Origin of the sequence: Ideonella oryzae (assembly GCF_024055665.1) — a bacterium.
Lineage (GTDB): Bacteria > Pseudomonadota > Gammaproteobacteria > Burkholderiales > Burkholderiaceae_C > Ideonella > Ideonella oryzae.
On record NZ_JAMXMC010000011.1, the window covers coordinates 63,597 to 83,565 of the forward strand.

Sequence of the window (19,969 nt, forward strand, 5' to 3'; positions counted from 1 at the left end):
CCAGGGTGCCCAGGGACTCCCACACACCACGCCATGGACATCACCCAACTGCTGGCCTTCTCGGTGAAGAACAAGGCCTCGGACCTGCACCTCTCTGCTGGCCTGCCGCCGATGATCCGTGTGCATGGCGATGTCCGCCGCATCAATGTCGAGCCGCTGCCCCACAAGCAGGTGCATGCGATGGTCTACGACATCATGAACGACGTGCAGCGCAAGCAGTACGAGGACACGCTGGAGTGCGACTTCAGCTTCGAGGTCCAGGGGCTGGCGCGTTTCCGGGTCAACGCCTTCCACCAGAACCGCGGTGCGGGTGCAGTGTTCCGGACCATTCCGTCCAAGATCCTGACCCTGCAGCAGCTCAACTGCCCGCCGGTGTTCGGTGATCTGGCGCTCAAGCCGCGCGGTTTGGTGCTGGTGACGGGCCCGACGGGTTCGGGCAAGTCCACCACCCTGGCCGCCATGGTGGACCACCTCAATGAATCCGAGTACGGCCACATCCTGACGCTGGAAGACCCGATCGAATTCGTGCACGAGTCCAAGAAGTGCCTGGTCAACCAGCGCGAGGTGGGCCCCCACACCCACAGCTTTGCCAACGCCCTGCGCGCCGCGCTGCGCGAAGACCCGGACGCGGTGCTGGTGGGCGAATTGCGTGACCTGGAGACCATCCGCCTGGCGCTGACCGCGGCCGAGACCGGCCACCTGGTGTTCGGCACCCTGCACACCAGCAGCGCCGCCAAGACCATCGACCGGATCGTGGACGTGTTCCCGGCTGCCGAGAAGGACATGGTCCGCGCCATGCTGTCCGAATCGCTGGTGGCGGTCATCTCGCAGACCCTGTGCAAGACCAAGGACGGCCAGGGCCGTGTGGCCGCGCACGAGATCATGATCGGCACCTCGGCCATCCGCAACCTCATCCGCGAGAACAAGGTGGCCCAGATGTACTCCTCCATCCAGACGGGCCAGAGCCAGGGCATGCAGACGCTGGACCAGTGCCTGGCCGATCTGGTGCGCCGCAACCTCGTGGCCGCCTCCGAAGCCCGGGTGCGGGCCAAGTTCCCCGAGAACTTCCCGGGCTGATCCCGCCTCACCGCCCCTCGCAGTACCGCCGTGACCGTGAAACAGCTGCTCTCCCGCCTCCGCCGCACGGCCGATCCGGCCGATGGAACGCCGCGCCCCGATGACGCCGGCTTCTTCGCCACCCAGTTGATGGACCATGAGGGCGACACCCAGTTGCTCGCCCCCTGGCAGGCGCGGGCCGGCGAGCTGGGCGCCCGCCCGTTCGACACCGTCCAGGGCCTGGCGCTGCTGCAGCAGTGGTTCCACCAGGACCCGGTGTTCGCCGGGCTGGAAGGCGTCGACCTGGGCGTGCTAGGCGGCTACTTCGAGTTCGTCCAGCTCGACAGTGGCCGCCAGATCATTGGCCAGGACGAGCAGGGCGACTATCTGGTGGTGCTGCTCAAGGGCGTGGTGGCCGATGACCGGCTGCAACCCTCGGGCGCCAAAGTGCGCATCAACGAATCGCGCGCGGGCGATGTGCTGGGCGAGATGTCGGTGCTCGATGGCGGCACGCGCTTCTGCTCCTGCACCGCACTGACCCCGCTGGTCGCCGCAGTGCTGCCCAGCCAGGCGCTGGAGGCCATGATGAACGATGAGCCCCGGCTGGCGGCCGCAGTGCTGGCCTGGTTGGCCAAGCGCCTGTCGCTGCGCCTGCGCCAGGTCAGTGCCCGCCTGTCGGTGCAACTGGCCCGGGGTGGCCAGGCCAGCGAATGACACCACCCGACCGAATCCGCTGACGGAGAACCTCCATGGAACGCGACCAGGCCTCGAAGTTCGTCAACGACCTGCTCAAGCTGCTGGTCACGCGCAAGGGCTCCGACCTCTTCCTGACCGCCGACTTCCCGCCCGCCATCAAGGTGGACGGCAAGGTCACCAAGGTCTCGCCCCAGCCGCTGACGGGCTCGCACACGGTGGCACTGGCGCGGGCCATCATGAACGACAAGCAGGCCGCGGACTTCGAGCGCACCAAGGAGTGCAATTTCGCGATCTCACCGCAGGGCGTCGGCCGCTTCCGGGTCAGCGCCTTCATGCAGCAGGGCCATGTGGGCATGGTGCTGCGGACCATCCCGCAGGAGCTGCCCACCATCGACGAACTGGCCCTGCCGCAGATCCTCAAGGACATCGCGATGACCAAGCGCGGCCTGGTCATCCTGGTGGGGGCGACGGGCTCGGGCAAGTCCACTTCGCTGGCCTCGATGGTGGACTGGCGCAACGAGCATGCCTGTGACCACATCATCACGGTGGAAGACCCGGTGGAGTTCGTGCACCCGCACAAGAACTGCATCATCACCCAGCGTGAGGTGGGCATCGACACCGAGGACTGGGACATCGCGCTGAAGAACAGCCTGCGCCAGGCACCGGACGTGATCCTGATGGGTGAGATCCGCGACCGCAAGACCATGGAGCTGGCGATCGCCTTCGCCGAGACCGGCCACCTGTGCATGGCCACGCTGCACGCCAACAGTGCCAACCAGGCGCTGGACCGGATCATCAACTTCTTCCCCGAGGAGAAGCGCGACCAGTTGCTGATGGACGTGTCACTGAACCTCAAGGGCATGATCTCCCAGCGCCTGCTCCCACGCCAGGAAGGCCGCGGCCGCGTCGCCGCGGTGGAGATCATGCTCAACACGCCGCTGATGGCCGACCTGATCTTCAAGGGTGAGGTGGGTGAGTTGAAGGAACTGATGAAGCGCTCGCGCGAACTGGGCATGCAGACCTTCGACCAGGCCCTGTTCGACCTCTACGAGGCCAACGCCATCACCTACGAAGACGCCCTGCGTAACGCCGATTCGGTCAACGACCTGCGGCTGCAGATCAAGCTCAACAGCAAGCGGGCGCGGGTCGGCGACCTGGCCGCCGGCACCGAAAACCTGACCATCATCTGAACACCATGCCGAACAAGACCTACGACAGCGTGCCGCCGCAGCGGGTGGCCTTCCTCGGCTTGGGCGTGATGGGCTCGCCGATGGCAGGCCATCTGCAACGGGCCGGTCACGAGGTGACCGTCTACAACCGCACCGCCGCCAAGGCCGAGGCCTGGGTGGCGACCTACGGCGGACGCAGTGCCGCCACGCCCCGCGAGGCGGTGGCCGGGGCCAGCCTGGTGTTTGCCTGCGTGGGCAACGACGACGACCTGCGCTCGGTGGTGCTGGGCCCGGACGGCGCCTTCGCCGGCATGAAGGAAGGCGCCATCTTCGTCGACCACACCACCGCCTCCGCGGAAGTGGCGCGTGAGCTCAACCAAGTCGCCCGCCTGGCCGGCAAGTACTTCATCGACGCCCCGGTGTCCGGCGGTCAGGCCGGCGCCGAGAACGGCGTGTTGACGGTGATGTGCGGCGGCGAACTGGCCCCCTTTGAAGCCATGAAGCCGGTGGCCATGGCCTACAGCCGGGCCGTCACCCGCATCGGCGAATCCGGCGCCGGCCAGCTGGCCAAGATGGTCAACCAGATCTGCATCGCCGGTCTGGTGCAGGGTCTGTCGGAAGCGGTGGCCTTCGGTCAGCAGGCCCAGCTGGACATGAAGCTGGTGCTGGACGTGATCGGCAAGGGCGCGGCCCAGAGCTGGCAGCTGGACAACCGCGGCAAGACCATGGTGGACGACCAGTTCGAGTTCGGCTTTGCCGTCGACTGGATGCGCAAGGATCTGGGTCTGGTGCTGGACGAAGCGCGCCGCAACGGCGCCCGCCTGCCGATCACCGCGCTGGTAGACCAGTTCTATGCCGACGTGCAGGAGATGGGCGGCGGCCGCTGGGACACCTCCAGCCTGATCCGCCGCCTGCGCTGAAAGGTCAGCGGGCCGCGGAGGCCGCCGGCGCGGGTGCCGGCTGCAGCGCCTTGAGTTGCTCTTCGCTGACCACCTCGGCCACGCGCACGACCTTCTCCACGCCGCTGATCGAGCGGGCCAGTTCGGTGGCCCGGTTCAGTTCGCGTTCGGTCACCACGCCCATCAGGTAGACGGTGCCACGCTCGGTCACCACCTTGAAGGCATTGCCCTGCACGTCCTTGGCGTCGAACAGCGTGGCCTTGACCTTGCTGGTCACGATGGCGTCGCTGGAGCGGGAGCCCAGCGAGCTGTTGGGCATGACGACCACTTCGTTGGTGATGGAGCGCAGGTTCTCCACACCGGCCACGGCATTGGCCACCGCAGTGCGGTCGGTCTCGCTGGGCACCTCACCGGTCAGCAGCGCCAGGCGGTTGTAGCTGGTGACATTGACATGGCCACGGTCGCCAATGGCCTGGCGGATGCGGTTGTAGGCCTTGGCCTCGATGGCCTCGTCCTCGACCTGGGCGCCCGAGGTCCGGCGGTCGGTGTACATCAGGGCGCCCCCCACGGCGGCACCGCCGATCAGCAGCGGCGCACAGGCACTGAGCAATTGGCTGGCGGCCAGCAGGCTGGCCAGGGTCACGATACGGCTTGCATTCTTCATCTTCGGTCCTGAAAAGGGGTGCCCGGGATGGACACCTCAGGCGGGCGACTCCTCGCCCAACAATTGCATGTCGATGGCATCGCACAGAGCGTGTGCCGCCATCAGGTGCAGTTCGCGCACACGGGCCGGCCGGGCCGTGGCCACCGGCACCCAGACGTCGGTTTCCACCAGCAGGTCGGGCCAGGGCCCCGGGTCACCGCCGGTGAACAGCACGACGCTCATTTCCTGCTGATGCGCGGCCTGAACCACGGCGCGCAGCGCCAGATCGTCGCTGTAAAGACCGGCGAAGACCACCAACAGGTCGCCCGGGTGACCCAGGGCACGCAGTTGGGCGGCAAAGACATCCTCGCCATGCCCCGGTGCGGGCGGCAGCGCCAGCGGGCGCCCCAGGCCAGGCCCCAGCGCCAGCGCGGCCAGGGGCGGGCGCTCGCGTTCGAAGCGCAGCGTCAGCGCGCCACACAGCATGGCGGCCAGATCGGCATCCGCCCCCTGGCCGCAGGCCAGCAGCTTGCCGCCCGCGGTGAGGCAGCCAACGGCCGCCTGGGCCGCCTCGGCGATGGGGCGGGACAAGGACTCGGCGACCTGGTACAGCAGGTCGGCGGTCTCGAAGAAATGGTGCTGGATACGGGCTTCAAGCATGGGCGCCGATCATAAGCGCGGGCATGTCCTGGGTATGAACCCCGGGCCGGCGGCGAGTTCCCGGTGTTTCAGCCGGCATCGAAGGCGCCAGGCAACCATTCCAACGCCTCGCCGTCGACGGCCACTACATCGAAGCGGCAAGGCGGCAGTGTGGGCAGGCGCAGCAGGTAGTGCTGGGCCGCATAGACCAGGCTGCGCTGCTTGGCGAAGGTCACGCTGGCGGCCGCTCCGCCATGCCCGCGCGCCTGACGAGCGCGGACTTCCACGAAGACCAGGGTGCCATCGGGCTCGCGCAGAATCAGGTCGATCTCGCCGCCGCGGCGGGAGGGGCCACGCGCCACCCGATAATTGCGCTGCACCAGGCGCAAGCCTTGGCCCTGCAGATGCGCCAGGGCCCGATCCTCCGCCGCGCGGCCGGTGACCGCGCGCACCTGAGCGTCGGCCTGGGCCGACGCCGGGTCCTTCCGGGGCTTACTGAACCACATGAGCGCTTCCTCTGCTTCCCTGTCCCTGCTCCAGGCTGCTGCCACCGCAGCCGGTGCCCAGCAGTATCCCGCCGCCACCCTGTACGTGGTCGCCAGCCCCATCGGCAATCTGGCGGACTTCAGCCTGCGTGCGGTGCATGCGCTCTCCCTGGTCAACGCGGTGGCCTGCGAGGACACCCGCGTCACGGCAGGCTTGCTGCGCCACCTGGGGCTGGACAAGCCGCTGATTGCCGTGCACGAGCACAACGAGCAGAGCGCCACGGAAAAGGTGCTGGCCCGGCTGGCCCAGGGCGAGCGGGTGGCCTACCTCAGCGATGCCGGCACGCCCGCCGTGTCAGACCCTGGCGCCGTGCTGGCCCATCTGGTGCGGGCGGCCGGCCACCGGGTGCTGCCCCTGCCCGGGCCCAGCGCGGTGGTGACTGCGCTGAGCGCGGCCGGCTGCGTGAGCGCGGCGGGCCCGGGCTTCCACTTCGCCGGGTTCCTGCCTGCCAAAGGACAGGATCGTGAAACGGGGCTGCAGGCCGCACTGGCCCAACCCTGCCCCACCGTGCTGTTCGAGGCACCCCACCGGATCGAGTCACTCGCAGATCGCCTGGCCGAGCTGGCGCCCGATCGGCCGGTGACCGTCTGCCGCGAATTGACCAAGCAGTTCGAGCAGATCGACACCCTGCCTGCATTGCAATTGCCGGCCTGGTTCGCGGCCGACGCGCAACGTCGCAAAGGGGAGTTCGCACTGGTCCTGCATGCGCCCGCGCCTGCCCGTGTCGACGATCCCGGCTTGCCGCCCGAGGTGGAGAGAGCCCTGCGCGTCCTCACACGGGATCTCCCGCTGAAGCAGGCCGTGGCCCTGGCCTCGGAGTTGACCGGCGCCCCGCGCAATGCCTTGTACGAGCAGGCACTGGCCTGGCGTCAGGCGGCTCAGCAGACCGGGGATGACGAGGACGCGGCCGGCTGAACACCGGCCGCTGCCCGCTCCCTCACTGCGGTGCCGAGGCGCCGCGCTCGTTGTGCGTCTTGCGGGCGATGTCGCGGTTGGCGCGGCGTTCGGCCGAGCGGATGCGCGTGCGTTCCTGGGTCGTCACGGTCCCATCAGCCGAGGCCTTGGTTTCCATGTTGTCGATGTGCTGCTGCTGGTTGTCCAGACGGGTGCTCTCGCGCTGGGTCAGCTCGCCGCTGGTGGCGCCCTGGTTGATGCGGGCGGCCTCGCGCTGCTGACGCAGCTTGATGTGCGGGGTGCTGGCGCCACGCTCGGGCGGGGTGGCAGTCTGGGCGCTGGCGGCGAAGCTGGCGCAGGCAATGAAACCGGCCAGGGCCAGGCTGAGGGCAGACGTCTTGCGAATCATGGGTGTTCCTCCTTCGACTGAAATCACGGGGCACGATGCCACGCCCCGGTGACAGTCTCAACGCACGAGATAGGGATCGCGCCGACTCGGACTCTCCGAAAGGGTGTACACCTGTAAACAGGCCGACTCCCTACAATCGATCGCATGATCTCCCGTGAACCCACCCTCGAACGGCTGGCAGTGGCGCAAAGCCTGCTGCTGGACCCCTATCAACTGACGGAGTCCACGCTGTCCCGGGCCCTGGCCACCATCGGTGAGCACAAGGTGGACGACGCGGACCTCTACTTCCAGTACACCCGCCACGAAGGCTGGAGCTTGGAAGAGGGCATCGTCAAGAGCGGCAGCTTCTCCATCGACCAGGGCGTGGGTGTGCGCGCCATCGCCGGCGAGAAGACCGCCTTCGCCTATTCGGATGACCTGTCCGAAGCGGCCTTGCTGGACGCCGCCCGCACGGTGCGCACCATTGCCGCGTCGGGGCAGAGCCGTCGCGTCAAGGTGAGCAACAAGACCCAGGTGGCCAAGAGCCGCCTGCTCTACGCCCCGCTGGACCCGATCGCCACGCTGGACAGCACCCAGAAGGTCGAGTTGCTCGAACGCATCGAGCGCATGGCCCGCGCACGCGATCCGCGTGTCGTGCAGGTGATGGCCGGCCTGGCCGCCGAGTACGACGTGGTGCTGGTGGCACGCGCCGATGGCACCCGCGCGGCCGACGTGCGGCCGCTGGTGCGCCTGTCCATCACCGTGATCGCCGAGCAGAATGGCCGGCGCGAAGTGGGCTCGGGCGGCGGTGGCGGCCGTTTCGGCCTGGGCTACTTCCAGGACGCCCAGCTGGAAAGCTATGTGGACCAGGCCGTCAATGCGGCGCTGACCAACCTCGAATCGCGCCCAGCCCCCGCCGGTCCGATGACCGTGGTGCTGGGCCCAGGCTGGCCTGGCGTGATGCTGCATGAGGCGGTGGGCCACGGCCTGGAGGGCGACTTCAACCGCAAAGGCTCGTCCACCTTCTCCGGCCGCATCGGCGAGCGGGTGGCCTCCAAGGGCGTGACCGTGCTGGACGACGGCACGCTGGCCGACCGCCGCGGCTCGCTCAACATCGACGACGAAGGCAACCCGAGCCAGCGCAATGTGCTGATCGAGGACGGCATCCTGCGCGGCTACATCCAGGACCGCCTGAACGCCCGGCTGATGGGGGTGAAACCCACTGGCAACGGGCGGCGCGAGAGCTATGCCCACGTGCCAATGCCGCGCATGACCAACACCTACATGCTGGCCGGCGACAAGTCGCCCGAGGAGATCATCGCCTCGGTCAAGCGCGGCCTGTACGCCACCAATTTCGGCGGCGGCCAGGTCGACATCACCAGCGGCAAGTTCGTGTTCTCGGCCTCCGAAGCCTACTGGGTCGAGAACGGCAAGATCCAGTACCCGGTCAAGGGCGCCACCCTGATCGGCAACGGCCCGGACGCGATGAACCGCGTCAGCATGATCGGCAACGACCTGGCGTTGGACACCGGCGTGGGCACCTGCGGCAAGGAAGGCCAGAGCGTGCCCGTCGGCGTGGGCCAGCCCACGCTGCGCATGGACGGGCTGACGGTTGGCGGGACGGCCTGACGGCAGACCGCCTTGCGCGGCGGTGCCGAACGCTCAGCGAACCGGCCCCACGTAAAGGCTCGCCAAGCCGCCACCAATGTGGCTGTGGCGGGTGCCTGCCGCGTCGTTGTAGATTTCGTGGCCAAAGGTACTGGACACCAATGTCCAAGAAGAAGGCTGGTTCCATTGGGAAGACCAGCGAACCGCCATCTGCTCTTCCGTCACCTGGGCAGGCGCGATGCCAAGTTGGCGCGCAGCAATGATCCGGGCGGCATTCAGAAGCTGGGCAAAGCTGACGCGCATGTCGAAGGGCTGGTTGCTGAAGGTGGCGTGCTGCGACTCTGCCCCTGCAGAGCTGTAGAGCGCCAGACCAGAGTCCGTGTCCACGACCGTCTTGCCCTTGGCCGGAACCAGCCCGGCCACAATTGGAAGCCCGGCCTGCGCCGCGTCAAACCACACTTTTCCGTTGGTGGCTGGCGAATAGGTCGCCCAGTCGGTCACGCCCGTGCGGACAGCCGCCGTATTGAAAAGATACTGGATCTGGCAAGGCCGTTGCGTACCCTTCTGGCACTCGGTATTGATCAGCGACACCATCACCTGCTGCTTGACCTGCACTGTCGCGCCCGAGCCCGTTCCAACGTCAGCCGACCCCATGGATTGACGGGTGAGAACCCGTGCATCCACCGCCGTGCCATCGGAGGAAGCTGCCCAGGGCCGAATGGCGCTCGTCGTGTTCCAGGCCTGACGGAATGCAACGAAGTTGGCGAGTCCATTGGCGTTGTACCCATTGCCATCAATGCCCGAAGACGAGGTGGCCTGCAGAAATGGGGGCTGCCCGTTGAGATCGGGCCCCACCTGCGTCAGCATGCCGATGCCCCCACCACTGTCGGCGGGATTCACAAAGATCCAGTTGGGGCCGGTCAGGCTCTGTGCAGAAGGTGCGCAAGCTGTGGTGGCCCCAGAAGGCGTCCAGCGCAAATCCGTGCGCGTGGCCGTGGCTGCCACGCCCGTCAGTGCCTGTGCGCGGGAGAACTGGCTGTCCTCACCCGAGACCACGGGACCGTTCGCGGCATCGGTGTCACAAAGATCGGAAACCCCGAAGAATGCGACTTTCATCCCCGGCACCATGGTCTTGCTCGTGTCTCGCAGATTCCAACCCATCACCGGCGTCCCGCCTGCCGCCAGCGCTGCCGCCTGCAAGTCTGACCAGTTCGAGTCCACCTGGACGCGGAGCGCATGCGTAGCGGAGGGCAGCGCATCCACGGTCACCGAGGTGTCGGTGGTACCGCCGGAGGGCTGCTCGGAAGTGCCGCCGCTGGTGCTGCCGCCGCCCCCAGTGCCACCTCCCCCGCCACCGCAAGCGGCCAGGATGGCCAAGCTCATGACACTCAATGCCACCCAGCCCGGAGAAAGCGACTTCCGCTTGCCCTTTCCTTCGTTTGCCGTCGCCTTCATGACCGCGCTCCTTGATCGATGCGGTCGCCCCGATGGCACCGCGCCTTCTAGTCATCGGCAGCTTGGCGGGCACCGTTAGGAGAAATTGCTGCGGAATTGAGTCGCTTTCCTGGGGTCTCAAGACCCTCAAGTCCGACGATGACATGCCGATTCCACGGGCGAGGCTGTCACATACACTTGCTCGCAAGCGCTCCAATTCCATGGTCGGAGCGCTTGGATCACGGAGAACAGGTTTGTTGCCACCCTTGCTGAAACTGGATGAGGCTTGCAATCTTGTCGGCCTTCATCGCGCTGAGCAACTGACGCATCCACCGCCTGCCGTGACCATCTCGAGGCGGGTGATGCAGTTCTGGGACCGGCACCCGCCAACGCAGATTCAGACCCTGCTGGACCGGACCCGCGACCTCTGCTCGTCGGCATCGGTTGAGTACGTTTTCTTCGACGAACCCCGTGCCCGCGCCCATCTGGTCGAGCATCTGGCCCCATCCATCGTCGAAGCCTTCGATTTGGCCGTCCACCCGGCCATGAAGTGCGACGTGTTCCGTCTGGCTTGGCTGTACTCCGTCGGTGGCCACTACGTCGATGCCGACATCGTGCTGCGTCCCAACCTAGGACAGCTGTTCGAGCTACCCGGTACCTGTCTGGTCTACCAGTGGGACAGCCGCGGCCTCAGCAATCTCTGCAACTGGCTGATCGGCGGACACGCGGGTGACCCCAGCCTGCGGCGGGCCATGGAGGTCACCGCCGACAACGTGTCCCGGCAGTGCCGACAGGATCCGCAGGCCGCCTTGAAGAACATCCTTGGCGTCTCGGGACCGGGCATTTTCACCCGCGCCGTGGCCTCCGATCTGCAGCGCCGCCGCAGTGCAGACAGCCAGGACGCGTCGTCGGTTCGCATTGAGACAGTGTCGCGGGCCCACCAGCTGATCGAGTTGGGCCCCACCTACCTGAAGGCCGCCCTGGGCTACAAGAGCGACGCACGCCACTGGCGAACTGCCGGTTCGGTGGACGACAAGACATCGGAGCTTGCCGCCTCCACCCTTCAGGCTCCCCTGGCTGCGGCGCCGCCCCTCCCCTCCTCCGCACCAACATCAGACCCATGGCACCGCAGGTTGACAAACTGGTTGACCAAAGGATGACCCCCCCTTGCCGTCTGAGCCCTTCAAGATTCGCCGCTGAGCCGCACGATGGAACTGATTGACCATGGAGAACGCAACCTCGTCTCGGTAGCACCCGATGTTCCGGGCAAGCTCCGCATCGAGATCAAGGGCAGCGGCAACACCATCACCGTTGGGGCCGGAGCACGGTTTCCCAACATGCGGATCACCGTGTTCGCCAGCGATTGCATGATCGACATCGGCGCTCAGTGCGTGCTAGGGGGGGAGATCCACCTGCGCGAGGCGAACACCCGACTGCGCATCGGGGAGAAGACCACAACGATGGGCGTGAAGATCACCATGCACGAAGCGGGTGTGATCGACATCGGAAGGGACTGCATGTTCGCTGGGGAAGTTCGCATGGACACCAGTGACATGCACAGCGTACTGGACGCAGCCACCGGCGATCGACTGAACCCACCCGGCGACATCCATATCGGCGACCACGTGTGGCTCGGCTACGGAACCTACGTGATGAAAGGAGTCCACATTGGCGCCCACTGCGTCGTGGGGACGGGCTCCATCGTCACGCAGGATCTTCCGCCCCAGAGTCTGGCTGTGGGCATACCCGCCAGGGTGATTCGCAGTGGCGTGACCTGGGATCGGCGACGCCTGCCTCTGAAGAACCCAGCGCCCAAGACGTGAACACCCCGGACCGGCCACCTGCCACTGTTTAGCGCCCCTTCCACGCCAGAAGCAAAGGAGCTGGCGGCCTGCCGCTTATCATTGGGCCCGCCTCGGTAGCCTGACTTCTTCGAGAGGCCATACCCCGAATGAACGCAGCAGACCTCTCTCCTCCCGCCAGCACCCCAGCGCGTCGTCCCGCTCCTTTCTTCGTCATCGGCTGCGTGCGGTCCGGCACCACGATGCTGAGGAACCTGCTGCGCTGCCATCCCCATCTGGCCTGCCCGGAGGAGACCCACTTCTACCGCTGGCCTGAGCCCTTCGGCTCTGCGGCCTATGCCCGCATCGTTCAGACCAACCCGGTGCTGAGAAAGCACCGAGAGATTGATGGCATCAGCGAAGCCGAGTTCGCCGACATCCTGGCCAAGTCGAGCACCCGGCGCGAGCTGTGCGATCGCTACATGGCCTTGTACATCGCCCGCAACAAGCCCGAGGCCACGCGCTGGTTCGAGAAGACCCCGCAAAATGTCTATGGCGCCGGCATGCTGGGGGACTGGAAGGAAGTGCGCTTCGTTCACATCGTGCGCAACCCGGTGGAGGTGGCGGCCAGCCTGCGGCTGGGCAAGGTGATGAACAAGTTCGAGCCGCTGGGCGCCGCCAACTACTGGCGCGAGGCCATCGAGAACATCACGACCCTGCGCAGGGCATACCCCAAGCGCATGTACGAGGTGCGCTACGAGGACTTCACGGCCAATCCCTTGGGCGAACTGGCCAAGCTCTGCGAATTCCTGGAGGAGCCCTTTGACGCCAGCTGGTTCGAGGGCATGGCCATCCAGGAGGTCAGCCACGCCGAGGAGGCGGTCCTGAGCCCCCAGGAACAGGCCCTGGTGCGCAAGCTGTGCCAGAAGGGCTGCAAGCAGTACGGCTACCTGCCGCAGTTGATGTGATACATTCGGCCTCGTGATGCGTGCCCAACGATTTTTCTTTGCCTTTTACTGGTTCTCGCCCCGTATGGCGGCTGGAGAGGCAAACGCGCGCACCTGAACCCACGCGAATCCCCCAGAAAACCGCCGGAACCCCCGGCGGTTTTTTTTCGCCGGTCCGGCCCACCGCAAGCAACCCCGATGAACGCCAAAGCCACCACCCCCATCGACGTCCGCCCCCTGGTCCCGAGCAACCGCACCAGTGAGGCGGACGACGAGCGCATCCAGGAGGTCATCCCCTTGCCGCCGCCCGAGCACCTGATCCGCTTCTTCCCCATCGCGGGCACGCCGGTCGAAAAGCTGGTCAAGCACACCCGCCATGCGGTGCGCGACATCATGACCGGCCACGACGACCGCCTGCTGGTCATCGTCGGGCCCTGCTCAATCCACGACCCGGCCGCCGCGGTGGACTACGCCCGCCGCCTGAAGGACCTGCGCGAGGAGTACAAGGACACGCTGGAGATCGTGATGCGCGTGTACTTCGAGAAGCCGCGCACCACGGTGGGCTGGAAGGGCCTGATCAACGACCCCTACCTGGACCAGAGCTTCCGCATCGACGAGGGCCTGCGCATCGCCCGCCAGCTGTTGCTGGAAATCAACCGCCTGGGCGTGCCGGCCGCCAGCGAGTTCCTGGACACCATCAGCCCGCAGTACATCGGTGACCTGATCTCCTGGGGCGCCATCGGCGCACGCACCACCGAAAGCCAGGTGCACCGCGAGCTGGCCTCCGGCCTGTCGGCCCCGATCGGCTTCAAGAACGGCACCGACGGCAACCTGCGCATCGCGTTTGACGCCATCCAGGCCGCCAGCCGGCCGCACCACTTCCTGTCGGTGCACAAGAACGGCCAGGTGGCCATCGTGCGCACGGCCGGAAACAAGGACTGCCACGTCATCCTGCGCGGTGGCAAGACGCCCAACTACGACGCCGAACATGTGGGTGCGGCCTGCGCCGAACTGGAAGCCGCCAAGCTCCATCCCAGCCTGATGGTGGACTGCAGCCACGCCAACTCCAGCAAGCAGCACCAGCGCCAGCTGGATGTGGCCCGCGACATCGCCGCCCAGCTGGCCGGCGGCAGCCGCCAGATCTTCGGCGTGATGGTGGAGAGCAACCTGGTGGCCGGCGCGCAGAAGTTCAGCCCTGGCAAGGATGACCCGCGCGCGCTGTGCTACGGCCAGAGCATCACCGACGCCTGCATCGGCTGGGACGATTCGGTGGGCATGCTCAAGGTGCTCAGCGACGCGGTGAAGGCGCGCCGGGCCCGCTGAGGCGACACGGGGCAGGCACCCTGCCCCGTGCAAACTGTCTTCAGGTCCCGTCGGGCACGTCGTCCCCGGCCTCGCCCTGCTGGGCCGCCAGGCGCTCGCTGCGCCAGTAGACGTCGTCGCCGCCCAGGCCGTCGAGGTTGGCCCGGTTGAGCACGCGGGCCAGCACGAACAGCAGGTCCGACAGGCGGTTGAGGAACAGGCGCGGGGCGTCGTTCACCGCCTCCTGCGCGGCCAGGGCCACCACCGCCCGCTCGGCGCGACGGGCCACGGCCCGGGCCACATGGGCCAGCGCCGCGCTGCGCGTGCCCGCCGGCAGGATGAACTCGGCCAGGCGGGGCAGCTGGGCGTTGTAATGCGCCAGCGCAGCGTCCAGCCGGGCCACGGCCTCGTCCTTGAGCAGGGTGTAGCCAGGGATGGAGAGCTCGCCGCCCAGGTTGAACAGCTCGTGCTGGATGACCACCAGCAGTTCGCGCACATCGGCCGGCAGCGGCTCGGCCAGCAGCACGCCCAGGTGGGAGTTGAGTTCGTCCACATCGCCCATCGCGGCGATGCGCCCGTGGTGCTTGGGCACGCGCTGGCCATCGCCCAGACCGGTGGTGCCATCGTCGCCGGTGCGGGTGGCGATCTGCGAGAGTCGGTTTGCCATGCGCTGCAGTGTAGTGAACTGGACGGCCCGGGCTCAGCGCCGGACCAGCCACACCCCGGTCACCGCCAGGGCCATGCCCACCAGGGCCAGGCCGTGCAGGGTTTCGCCGAACAGGGCCCAGGCGATCAGGGCGGCGGTGGGGGGCGTGAGGTAGAACAGGCTGGCCACGTGCACCGCGCTGCCGCGGCGGATCAGCAGGTTGAGCAGGCTGACCGCGCCCAGCGAGAGCACCAGCACCAGCCAGCCCAGGGCGAAGACGAAGTGGCCGGTCCAGCGCACCTGCAGGTTTTCGGTGGCCGCAGCCAGCGCCAGCGTGGCCACCAGACAGGGCGCGAACTGGATCAGCGCGCCGGTGCGCAGGTCGAAGGCGGGGCAGAAGCGCTTCTGGTACAGCGTGCCGGCGGTGATGCCCAACAGTGCCAGCACCGCCGGCGCCAGCAGCGGCAGCAAAGGCGCTCCGGCCGCGGCATGGGCCTTCTGCGCCACCACCAGGCCCACGCCGGCCAGCCCCAGGCCCAGGCCCAGCCACTGCGGCGGCCGCAGCCGCTCGCCCTGCAGCAGGCTGGCGCCCAGCGCGGTGACCAGCGGCTGCAGGCCCACCACCAGCGCGGTGAGCCCGGCCGGCAGGCCGCGGCCGATGGCCGTGAACACCCCGCCCAGGTAGACCCCATGCACCAACAGGCCCGACACGCCAATGTGCAGCCAGGCCCACGGCGCGCGCGGCCAGGGTGCACGGGCCCACAGCACGACCGCACCCATCAGCAACAGCACGGCAGCGTAGCGCCAGCTCAGGAAGGTGAGCGGCCCGGCATCGGGCAGTCCGAACTTGGCGCCGATGAAGCCGGTGCTCCACAGCAGCACGAAGAGCGCGGGATAGGCCCACTGCGCGGCGGCATCGGCGGGAACGGGAGCAGGCGTGGTGGCGCTCATGGCAGGTCGGTCGGGAAGACGGTGGTGGATGCGGCCGCGGCACACCAGGGTGGCTGGGTCTGGAACCAGTGCTGGACCCAGGCGCGGAAGGCGGCCAGGGCCGCCGATGTGTACTGGGCCGAGGGCCGCACCAGGTAGATGCCGCCATCGCCCCGCAGCTACCAGCCCGGCAGCACGCGCTGCAGCCGGCCGGCAGCCAGGTCCGGACCCAGCAGCCAATCGCCCGCCGCCAGGATGCCGACACCGGCCAGCGCGGCGTTCAGCAGGGCCTCGTTGTCGTTGCTGGTCAGGCTGCCGCGCACCGGCACCACCTGCATCGATGCGCCCTGCCCCGCCCGCTCCAGCCGCCACTGCGGAAAGCTGGCCAGGCCGGTGAAACCCAGGCAGTTGTGCTGCCGCAGGTCCTGCGGCTCGGCCGGCGTGCCGTGGCGGGCCAGGTAGGCTGGCGAGGCGCCGAGCCAGCGCGCATGGTCGTGCAGCTTGATCGCCACCAAGCGGCTGTCGGCCAGCTCGCCAATGCGCAGCGCGGCGTCGAAGCGCTCGCCCACCAGGTCGACGAAGCGCTCGCCGTACTCCACCTCCAGCACCACCTCCGGGTGGGCCAGCGCAAAGGCCGCGATCATGGGGCTGAGCAGGCGCCGGCCCATGGCCGCTGGCAACGCCAGGCGCAGCCGGCCGCGCACGTCCTGCGCAGTCTGGCGAGCCTCCTGCTCGGCCTCCTCCAGCAGTTGACGGGCCTGCTGCAGGCGCTCGACCAGGCGCTGTCCGGCATCGGTGAAGCGCAGCTGGCGGGTGGAGCGCTCGACCAGGCGCACGCCCAGGCGGGCCTCCAGCGCGCTCAGGCGGCGCGACAGCACCGAGGGGTGGCGCTGCAAGGCGCGCCCGGCCGCGGCGAAGGAGCCCAGCGCATGCAGGGCCAGCAGGGTGGCCTGTTCATCGGCGTGCTGGGGGTCGAAGGCGTCCATGCGCGGCAAATGCCCTCAGGGGCCCTCAAGGGACGACCAACACCAGCGCGCCCTGGTTGCGGCCCTGCTCCAGGTCGGCATGGGCGGCTGCGGCCTCGGCCAACGGGTAGCGGCGCCAGACCTGGGGCTGCAGGACGCCGGCCGTCACCGCGTCCAGCACGTCCTGCGCCCGGGCCTGGTACTCGGCCGCGGTGGCGGTGTGGGCAGCCAGCGAGGGCCGGGTGAGGAACAGCGAGCCCTTGGCGTTGAGCGTGGCCACCTCCACCGCCGGCGGCGGGCCGGACGTGGCGCCGAAGGACACCATCAGGCCGCGCGGACGCAGGCAGTCCAGCGAGGCGGCCCAGGTGTCGCGCCCCACGCCGTCGTACACCACGTCGGCCTTCTGCCCCTGGGTGGCCTGGGCCACCTGGGCCGGCAGCGTGGCCGGGTCGAAGACGAAGACGCTGTGGCAGCCCGCAGCCTCGGCCCGGGCGACGCTGGCGGGCTTGGAGACCACGCCCATCACGAAGGCGCCGAGGTGGCGCGCCCAGGCCGCCATCAGTTGGCCCACCGCCCCGCCAGCACCGTAGATCAGCACGCGCGAGCCCGGCCCGACCTGGCCGGTGGTCTTGAGCAGGTACTGGGCGGTGATGCCCTTGAACAGGGTGGCCGCCGCCAGCTCGGGCGAGAGCCCGTCGGGCAGGCGCACCAGACGCTCGGCGGGAAAGCAGCGGGCGCTGGCGTAGGCGCCCAGCGGCCCGGTGGCGTAGCCCACCAGGTCCCCGGCGGCCAGACGCTGCACGCCCTCGCCCACAGCCACCACCCGGCCCGCCCCTTCCAGGCCCAGGCCGGTGGGCAGCGGCAGGGGCACCGCCCCCTTGCGCTGCAGCACATCCAGCGGGTTGACGCCGATGGCCAGCTGGTCCAGCCAGACCTCGCCCGGCCCCGGGGCTTGCGGCACCATGTTCACCAGCTGCATGGCCTCGGGCCCGCCGAAGGCCTCCAGACGGATGGCCCGCACCTGTTGCGCCATGTCTTGCTCCCGTGACTTTGTGGACCCGAGAGCGTAGTTTCGTGTGCCGGATCGTATAAAGACATCCGGACGAACATCATCCGTGCGTGGAATGCACGAATGACCGGGTCGTCGCGCTCCCCGGCGCGGCCGGAATGCGGTGCAATGGCCGGATCACGGTTCTGCCCTGCCCCCATGAACGCCTCCTGCCTTCCCGGCCTGCCCCCGCGTCCGCTGCCCGCCGAGATGCTGGCCCAGCTCCAGGCCCGCTTCGGCGCCCAGCTCTCCACCGCGGCAGCGGTGCGGCAGCAGCACGGGCGCGACGAATCCCCCTTCGACGTGCCCCCGCCCGATGCGGTGCTGTTCTGCCAGTCCACCGAGGACGTGGCCGACGCCGTGCGCCTGGCCGCCCAGTACCGGGTGCCGGTGATCCCCTACGGCGCGGGCTCCTCGCTGGAGGGCCATCTGCTGGCGGTGCAGGGCGGCCTGTCGCTGGATCTCTCACGCATGGGCGAGGTGCTGGAGTTGCAGCCCGAGGACCTGACGGTGACCGTGCAGGCCGGCGTGCTGCGCACCCAGCTCAACCAGGCGGTGCGCCACGCCGGGCTGTTCTTCCCGATCGACCCGGGTGCGGACGCCTCCATCGGCGGCATGGCGGCCACCCGGGCCTCCGGCACGAACGCGGTGCGCTACGGCACCATGCGCGAGAACGTGCTGGGCCTGACGGTGGTGACCGCCCAGGGCGAGGTGATCCGCACCGGCACCCGGGCGCGCAAGTCCAGCGCCGGTTACGACCTGACCCGGCTGCTGGTGGGCAGTGAAGGCACGCTGGGCGTCATCACCGAGATCACGCTGCGCCTGCACCCACTGCCCGAGCATGTGGCCGCGGCCATCTGCTCCTTCCCCGATGTGGCCAGCGCCGTGCAGACCACCATCGCCCTCATCCAGATGGGCGTGCCCATCGCCCGCTGCGAGCTGATGGATGCGCACGCGGTGCGCGCCGTCAACGCCCGCGACCACCTGGGGCTGAAGGAGAGCCCGCTGCTGCTGATGGAGTTCCACGGCAGCCCGGCGGGCGTGGCCGAGCAGACCGCGGTGGTGCAGGAACTGGCCCGCGAACACGGCGGCGAGGACTTCCAGTGGGCCACCACGCCGGAGGAGCGCACCCGGCTGTGGGCGGCGCGCCACCATGCCTTCTTCTCGACCCTGCAGATGCGCCCGGGCAGCCGCGCCATCACCACCGACGCCTGCGTGCCCATCTCGCGCCTGGCCGAGAACGTGGTGCAGGCCCTGGACGAGGCGGCGGCCGCCGGCCTGCCCCATGCCGCGGTGGGCCATGTGGGCGACGGCAACTTCCACATGATCTACCTGATCGACCCAGCCCGGCCCGAGGAGCGCGAGGTGGTGGAACAGCTCAACGAACAGCTGGTGCGCCGGGCCATCGCCAGCGGCGGCACCTGCACCGGCGAGCACGGCATTGGCCTGCACAAGCAGGGCTTTCTACGGGAGGAGGCCGGCGAGGGCGGCGTGGCGATGATGCGCGCCCTCAAGGCCGCGCTCGATCCGCATCAGATCTTGAACCCGGGGAAGATCTTCCAGGCCTGAGGGGCGCAAGAGATGGCCCGTCAAACAGGGGGTTGACCATGAAGTGTGCAATTTGCACATAATCTCGGTATCCCTTAGCCAGCCGAAAGCCAGCCATGTCCCCATCCCCCCGCCCCTCCAGCCACCTGCTGCGCGGTGCCCTGCTGGCCGCGCTGGCCGGCACCGCCCTGCAGGCGGGCGCGGCCGGCATCCAGGTCGGCCTCAGCGGCAAGACCTACGCCGACAGCGCCCTGTCCTGCGCGCTGCATCCCACGGCGGGCCTGTCGCCCCGGGTGACGGCGGGCCTCTACCAGCCCGCCAAGCGGGCGCGCGCCACGGTCAGCCTCAACGGGGCGCAGGTGGCCCAGGTGACGGCCACCCAGCCGGATGCCACGGTGTGGCTGGCCGCCAAGCCGAACACGGTGCAGGTGACTTTGAGCGCCCGGGTGGCCGACCGCTATGCCTTTGATGGCACGCCCACCTTCCCCGGCCAGCCCAATGTGTGCATCCCCGACACCCGGGGCAACAGTGTCTCGGGTGACCTGGAAACCGCGGCCAGCGGCACCTCTTACGCCACGGTGACGCCGGGTTGCGCGCTGAACCCGCAGACGGGCCTGACCCAGCCTTACGTCACCCTGTTCGACAACGGCGGCTATCTGCTCAACGTGAGCCTGAACACCGTGCCGCTGACCCAGCTGAGCAGCAGCCGGCCCAAGGCCACGCTGTTCCTGGCCCCCGGTCTGAACGTGGTCACCGTCGCGGCTGGCAGCCTGTCCACCGACGCCTATGTGCGCGACGGGGGCAGCGGCACATGCACCCTGCCCTGAACG

General features: G+C 68.5%; 20 protein-coding genes and 1 pseudogene. 12 read left to right on the forward strand and 9 right to left on the reverse strand.

What is annotated here, in order from left to right; translation table 11 throughout:
• The first annotated feature begins 33 nt into the window (after nt 1-33).
• Genes M0L44_RS18025 through M0L44_RS18040 form a run of 4 tightly spaced genes read left to right on the forward strand, consistent with a single transcriptional unit; the run spans nt 34 to nt 3,841 of the window.
• Complete coding sequence (locus M0L44_RS18025) at nt 34-1,077, forward strand: type IV pilus twitching motility protein PilT (protein WP_252771283.1); 1,044 nt, start codon at nt 34-36, stop codon at nt 1,075-1,077.
• Nucleotides 1,078-1,113: 36 nt separating this feature from the next.
• Complete coding sequence (locus M0L44_RS18030; protein WP_252771285.1) at nt 1,114-1,770, forward strand: cyclic nucleotide-binding domain-containing protein; 657 nt, start codon at nt 1,114-1,116, stop codon at nt 1,768-1,770.
• Between the two features lie 35 nt (nt 1,771-1,805).
• Nucleotides 1,806-2,942, forward strand: coding sequence for a PilT/PilU family type 4a pilus ATPase (locus M0L44_RS18035; protein ID WP_252771286.1), 1,137 nt, complete (start codon nt 1,806-1,808; stop codon nt 2,940-2,942).
• A 5-nt stretch (nt 2,943-2,947) separates the two neighbouring features.
• On the forward strand, nt 2,948-3,841 hold the full coding sequence (locus M0L44_RS18040; RefSeq protein WP_435526443.1) for an NAD(P)-dependent oxidoreductase: 894 nt from the start codon (nt 2,948-2,950) through the stop codon (nt 3,839-3,841).
• Nucleotides 3,842-3,845: 4 nt separating this feature from the next.
• On the opposite strand, the gene M0L44_RS18045 is transcribed toward M0L44_RS18040, so the two are convergent.
• From M0L44_RS18045 to M0L44_RS18055, 3 genes are all read right to left on the reverse strand, one after another.
• Nucleotides 3,846-4,484 carry a BON domain-containing protein gene (locus M0L44_RS18045; RefSeq protein ID WP_252771287.1) on the reverse strand — a complete coding sequence of 213 codons (639 nt, stop codon included), beginning with the start codon at nt 4,482-4,484 and terminating at the stop codon, nt 3,846-3,848.
• A 36-nt stretch (nt 4,485-4,520) separates the two neighbouring features.
• Entirely contained in the window at nt 4,521-5,123 is a 603-nt protein-coding gene (locus M0L44_RS18050; protein WP_252771289.1) for an SIS domain-containing protein, read from the reverse strand.
• 68 nt (nt 5,124-5,191) lie between these two features.
• On the reverse strand, nt 5,192-5,608 hold the full coding sequence (locus M0L44_RS18055) for a YraN family protein (RefSeq protein ID WP_252771291.1): 417 nt from the start codon (nt 5,606-5,608) through the stop codon (nt 5,192-5,194).
• On the opposite strand from M0L44_RS18055, the gene rsmI reads away from it, so the two are divergent.
• On the forward strand, nt 5,607-6,563 hold the full coding sequence (rsmI, locus tag M0L44_RS18060; protein ID WP_252771293.1) for a 16S rRNA (cytidine(1402)-2'-O)-methyltransferase: 957 nt from the start codon (nt 5,607-5,609) through the stop codon (nt 6,561-6,563). The genes M0L44_RS18055 and rsmI overlap by 2 nt on opposite strands.
• A gap of 22 nt (nt 6,564-6,585) precedes the next feature.
• Here the strand turns inward: rsmI and M0L44_RS18065 are convergent, their stop codons facing one another.
• Nucleotides 6,586-6,951 (reverse strand): hypothetical protein, encoded by a 366-nt coding sequence (locus M0L44_RS18065; protein ID WP_252771294.1) that lies wholly within the window; start codon nt 6,949-6,951, stop codon nt 6,586-6,588.
• Nucleotides 6,952-7,095: 144 nt separating this feature from the next.
• On the opposite strand from M0L44_RS18065, the gene tldD reads away from it, so the two are divergent.
• Nucleotides 7,096-8,559 carry a metalloprotease TldD gene (gene tldD / locus M0L44_RS18070; protein WP_252771296.1) on the forward strand — a complete coding sequence of 488 codons (1,464 nt, stop codon included), beginning with the start codon at nt 7,096-7,098 and terminating at the stop codon, nt 8,557-8,559.
• A 33-nt stretch (nt 8,560-8,592) separates the two neighbouring features.
• Here tldD and M0L44_RS18075 read toward each other — a convergent pair whose 3' ends face one another.
• On the reverse strand, nt 8,593-9,993 hold the full coding sequence (locus M0L44_RS18075; RefSeq protein WP_252771298.1) for a hypothetical protein: 1,401 nt from the start codon (nt 9,991-9,993) through the stop codon (nt 8,593-8,595).
• 245 nt (nt 9,994-10,238) lie between these two features.
• Between M0L44_RS18075 and M0L44_RS18080 the strand changes: the two genes are divergently transcribed.
• From M0L44_RS18080 to M0L44_RS18095, 4 genes are all read left to right on the forward strand, one after another.
• Complete coding sequence (locus M0L44_RS18080; protein WP_252771300.1) at nt 10,239-11,132, forward strand: glycosyltransferase; 894 nt, start codon at nt 10,239-10,241, stop codon at nt 11,130-11,132.
• Nucleotides 11,133-11,180: 48 nt separating this feature from the next.
• Nucleotides 11,181-11,795 carry an acyltransferase gene (locus M0L44_RS18085; RefSeq protein WP_252771302.1) on the forward strand — a complete coding sequence of 205 codons (615 nt, stop codon included), beginning with the start codon at nt 11,181-11,183 and terminating at the stop codon, nt 11,793-11,795.
• Nucleotides 11,796-11,923: 128 nt separating this feature from the next.
• Nucleotides 11,924-12,721 carry a sulfotransferase family protein gene (locus M0L44_RS18090; RefSeq protein ID WP_252771304.1) on the forward strand — a complete coding sequence of 266 codons (798 nt, stop codon included), beginning with the start codon at nt 11,924-11,926 and terminating at the stop codon, nt 12,719-12,721.
• A 177-nt stretch (nt 12,722-12,898) separates the two neighbouring features.
• A complete protein-coding gene (locus tag M0L44_RS18095; protein ID WP_252771306.1) occupies nt 12,899-14,023 on the forward strand; it encodes a 3-deoxy-7-phosphoheptulonate synthase in 1,125 nt (374 codons plus the stop codon).
• A gap of 40 nt (nt 14,024-14,063) precedes the next feature.
• Here M0L44_RS18095 and M0L44_RS18100 read toward each other — a convergent pair whose 3' ends face one another.
• The 4 genes and pseudogenes from M0L44_RS18100 to M0L44_RS18115 all read right to left on the reverse strand — a co-directional run bounded on the left by M0L44_RS18100 (nt 14,064) and on the right by M0L44_RS18115 (nt 17,576).
• The gene (locus M0L44_RS18100; RefSeq protein ID WP_252771307.1) at nt 14,064-14,669 is read right to left on the reverse strand and encodes a cob(I)yrinic acid a,c-diamide adenosyltransferase; all 606 of its coding nucleotides are present in this window, start codon (nt 14,667-14,669) and stop codon (nt 14,064-14,066) included.
• A gap of 33 nt (nt 14,670-14,702) precedes the next feature.
• Nucleotides 14,703-15,599 (reverse strand): DMT family transporter, encoded by an 897-nt coding sequence (locus tag M0L44_RS18105; protein ID WP_252771310.1) that lies wholly within the window; start codon nt 15,597-15,599, stop codon nt 14,703-14,705.
• Nucleotides 15,596-16,564 (reverse strand): annotated as a pseudogene (locus tag M0L44_RS18110) (LysR family transcriptional regulator). The gene M0L44_RS18105 and the pseudogene M0L44_RS18110 overlap by 4 nt, the downstream one beginning before the upstream one ends.
• A 25-nt stretch (nt 16,565-16,589) precedes the next feature.
• A complete protein-coding gene (locus tag M0L44_RS18115) occupies nt 16,590-17,576 on the reverse strand; it encodes a quinone oxidoreductase family protein (RefSeq protein ID WP_252771312.1) in 987 nt (328 codons plus the stop codon).
• A 174-nt stretch (nt 17,577-17,750) separates the two neighbouring features.
• On the opposite strand from M0L44_RS18115, the gene M0L44_RS18120 reads away from it, so the two are divergent.
• A complete protein-coding gene (locus M0L44_RS18120; protein ID WP_252771314.1) occupies nt 17,751-19,160 on the forward strand; it encodes an FAD-binding oxidoreductase in 1,410 nt (469 codons plus the stop codon).
• Between the two features lie 95 nt (nt 19,161-19,255).
• The gene (locus tag M0L44_RS18125) at nt 19,256-19,966 is read left to right on the forward strand and encodes a hypothetical protein (protein WP_252771315.1); all 711 of its coding nucleotides are present in this window, start codon (nt 19,256-19,258) and stop codon (nt 19,964-19,966) included.
• The last annotated feature ends 3 nt before the right edge of the window (nt 19,967-19,969 follow it).

What these genes read in the sequence shown, in the direction of transcription:
- M0L44_RS18120 (WP_252771314.1), top strand. Translation starts at nt 17,751, where the DNA reads ATGAACGCCTCCTGCCTTCCCGGCCTGCCCCCGCGTCCGCTGCCCGCC.
- M0L44_RS18055 (WP_252771291.1), bottom strand. Translation starts at nt 5,608, where the DNA reads ATGTGGTTCAGTAAGCCCCGGAAGGACCCGGCGTCGGCCCAGGCCGAC.
- M0L44_RS18125 (WP_252771315.1), top strand. Translation starts at nt 19,256, where the DNA reads ATGTCCCCATCCCCCCGCCCCTCCAGCCACCTGCTGCGCGGTGCCCTG.
- tldD (WP_252771296.1), top strand. Translation starts at nt 7,096, where the DNA reads ATGATCTCCCGTGAACCCACCCTCGAACGGCTGGCAGTGGCGCAAAGC.
- M0L44_RS18090 (WP_252771304.1), top strand. Translation starts at nt 11,924, where the DNA reads ATGAACGCAGCAGACCTCTCTCCTCCCGCCAGCACCCCAGCGCGTCGT.
- M0L44_RS18100 (WP_252771307.1), bottom strand. Translation starts at nt 14,669, where the DNA reads ATGGCAAACCGACTCTCGCAGATCGCCACCCGCACCGGCGACGATGGC.
- rsmI (WP_252771293.1), top strand. Translation starts at nt 5,607, where the DNA reads ATGAGCGCTTCCTCTGCTTCCCTGTCCCTGCTCCAGGCTGCTGCCACC.
- M0L44_RS18085 (WP_252771302.1), top strand. Translation starts at nt 11,181, where the DNA reads ATGGAACTGATTGACCATGGAGAACGCAACCTCGTCTCGGTAGCACCC.
- M0L44_RS18025 (WP_252771283.1), top strand. Translation starts at nt 34, where the DNA reads ATGGACATCACCCAACTGCTGGCCTTCTCGGTGAAGAACAAGGCCTCG.
- M0L44_RS18040 (WP_435526443.1), top strand. Translation starts at nt 2,948, where the DNA reads ATGCCGAACAAGACCTACGACAGCGTGCCGCCGCAGCGGGTGGCCTTC.
- M0L44_RS18075 (WP_252771298.1), bottom strand. Translation starts at nt 9,993, where the DNA reads ATGAAGGCGACGGCAAACGAAGGAAAGGGCAAGCGGAAGTCGCTTTCT.
- M0L44_RS18065 (WP_252771294.1), bottom strand. Translation starts at nt 6,951, where the DNA reads ATGATTCGCAAGACGTCTGCCCTCAGCCTGGCCCTGGCCGGTTTCATT.
- M0L44_RS18095 (WP_252771306.1), top strand. Translation starts at nt 12,899, where the DNA reads ATGAACGCCAAAGCCACCACCCCCATCGACGTCCGCCCCCTGGTCCCG.
- M0L44_RS18050 (WP_252771289.1), bottom strand. Translation starts at nt 5,123, where the DNA reads ATGCTTGAAGCCCGTATCCAGCACCATTTCTTCGAGACCGCCGACCTG.
- M0L44_RS18105 (WP_252771310.1), bottom strand. Translation starts at nt 15,599, where the DNA reads ATGAGCGCCACCACGCCTGCTCCCGTTCCCGCCGATGCCGCCGCGCAG.
- M0L44_RS18035 (WP_252771286.1), top strand. Translation starts at nt 1,806, where the DNA reads ATGGAACGCGACCAGGCCTCGAAGTTCGTCAACGACCTGCTCAAGCTG.
- M0L44_RS18115 (WP_252771312.1), bottom strand. Translation starts at nt 17,576, where the DNA reads ATGGCGCAACAGGTGCGGGCCATCCGTCTGGAGGCCTTCGGCGGGCCC.
- M0L44_RS18045 (WP_252771287.1), bottom strand. Translation starts at nt 4,484, where the DNA reads ATGAAGAATGCAAGCCGTATCGTGACCCTGGCCAGCCTGCTGGCCGCC.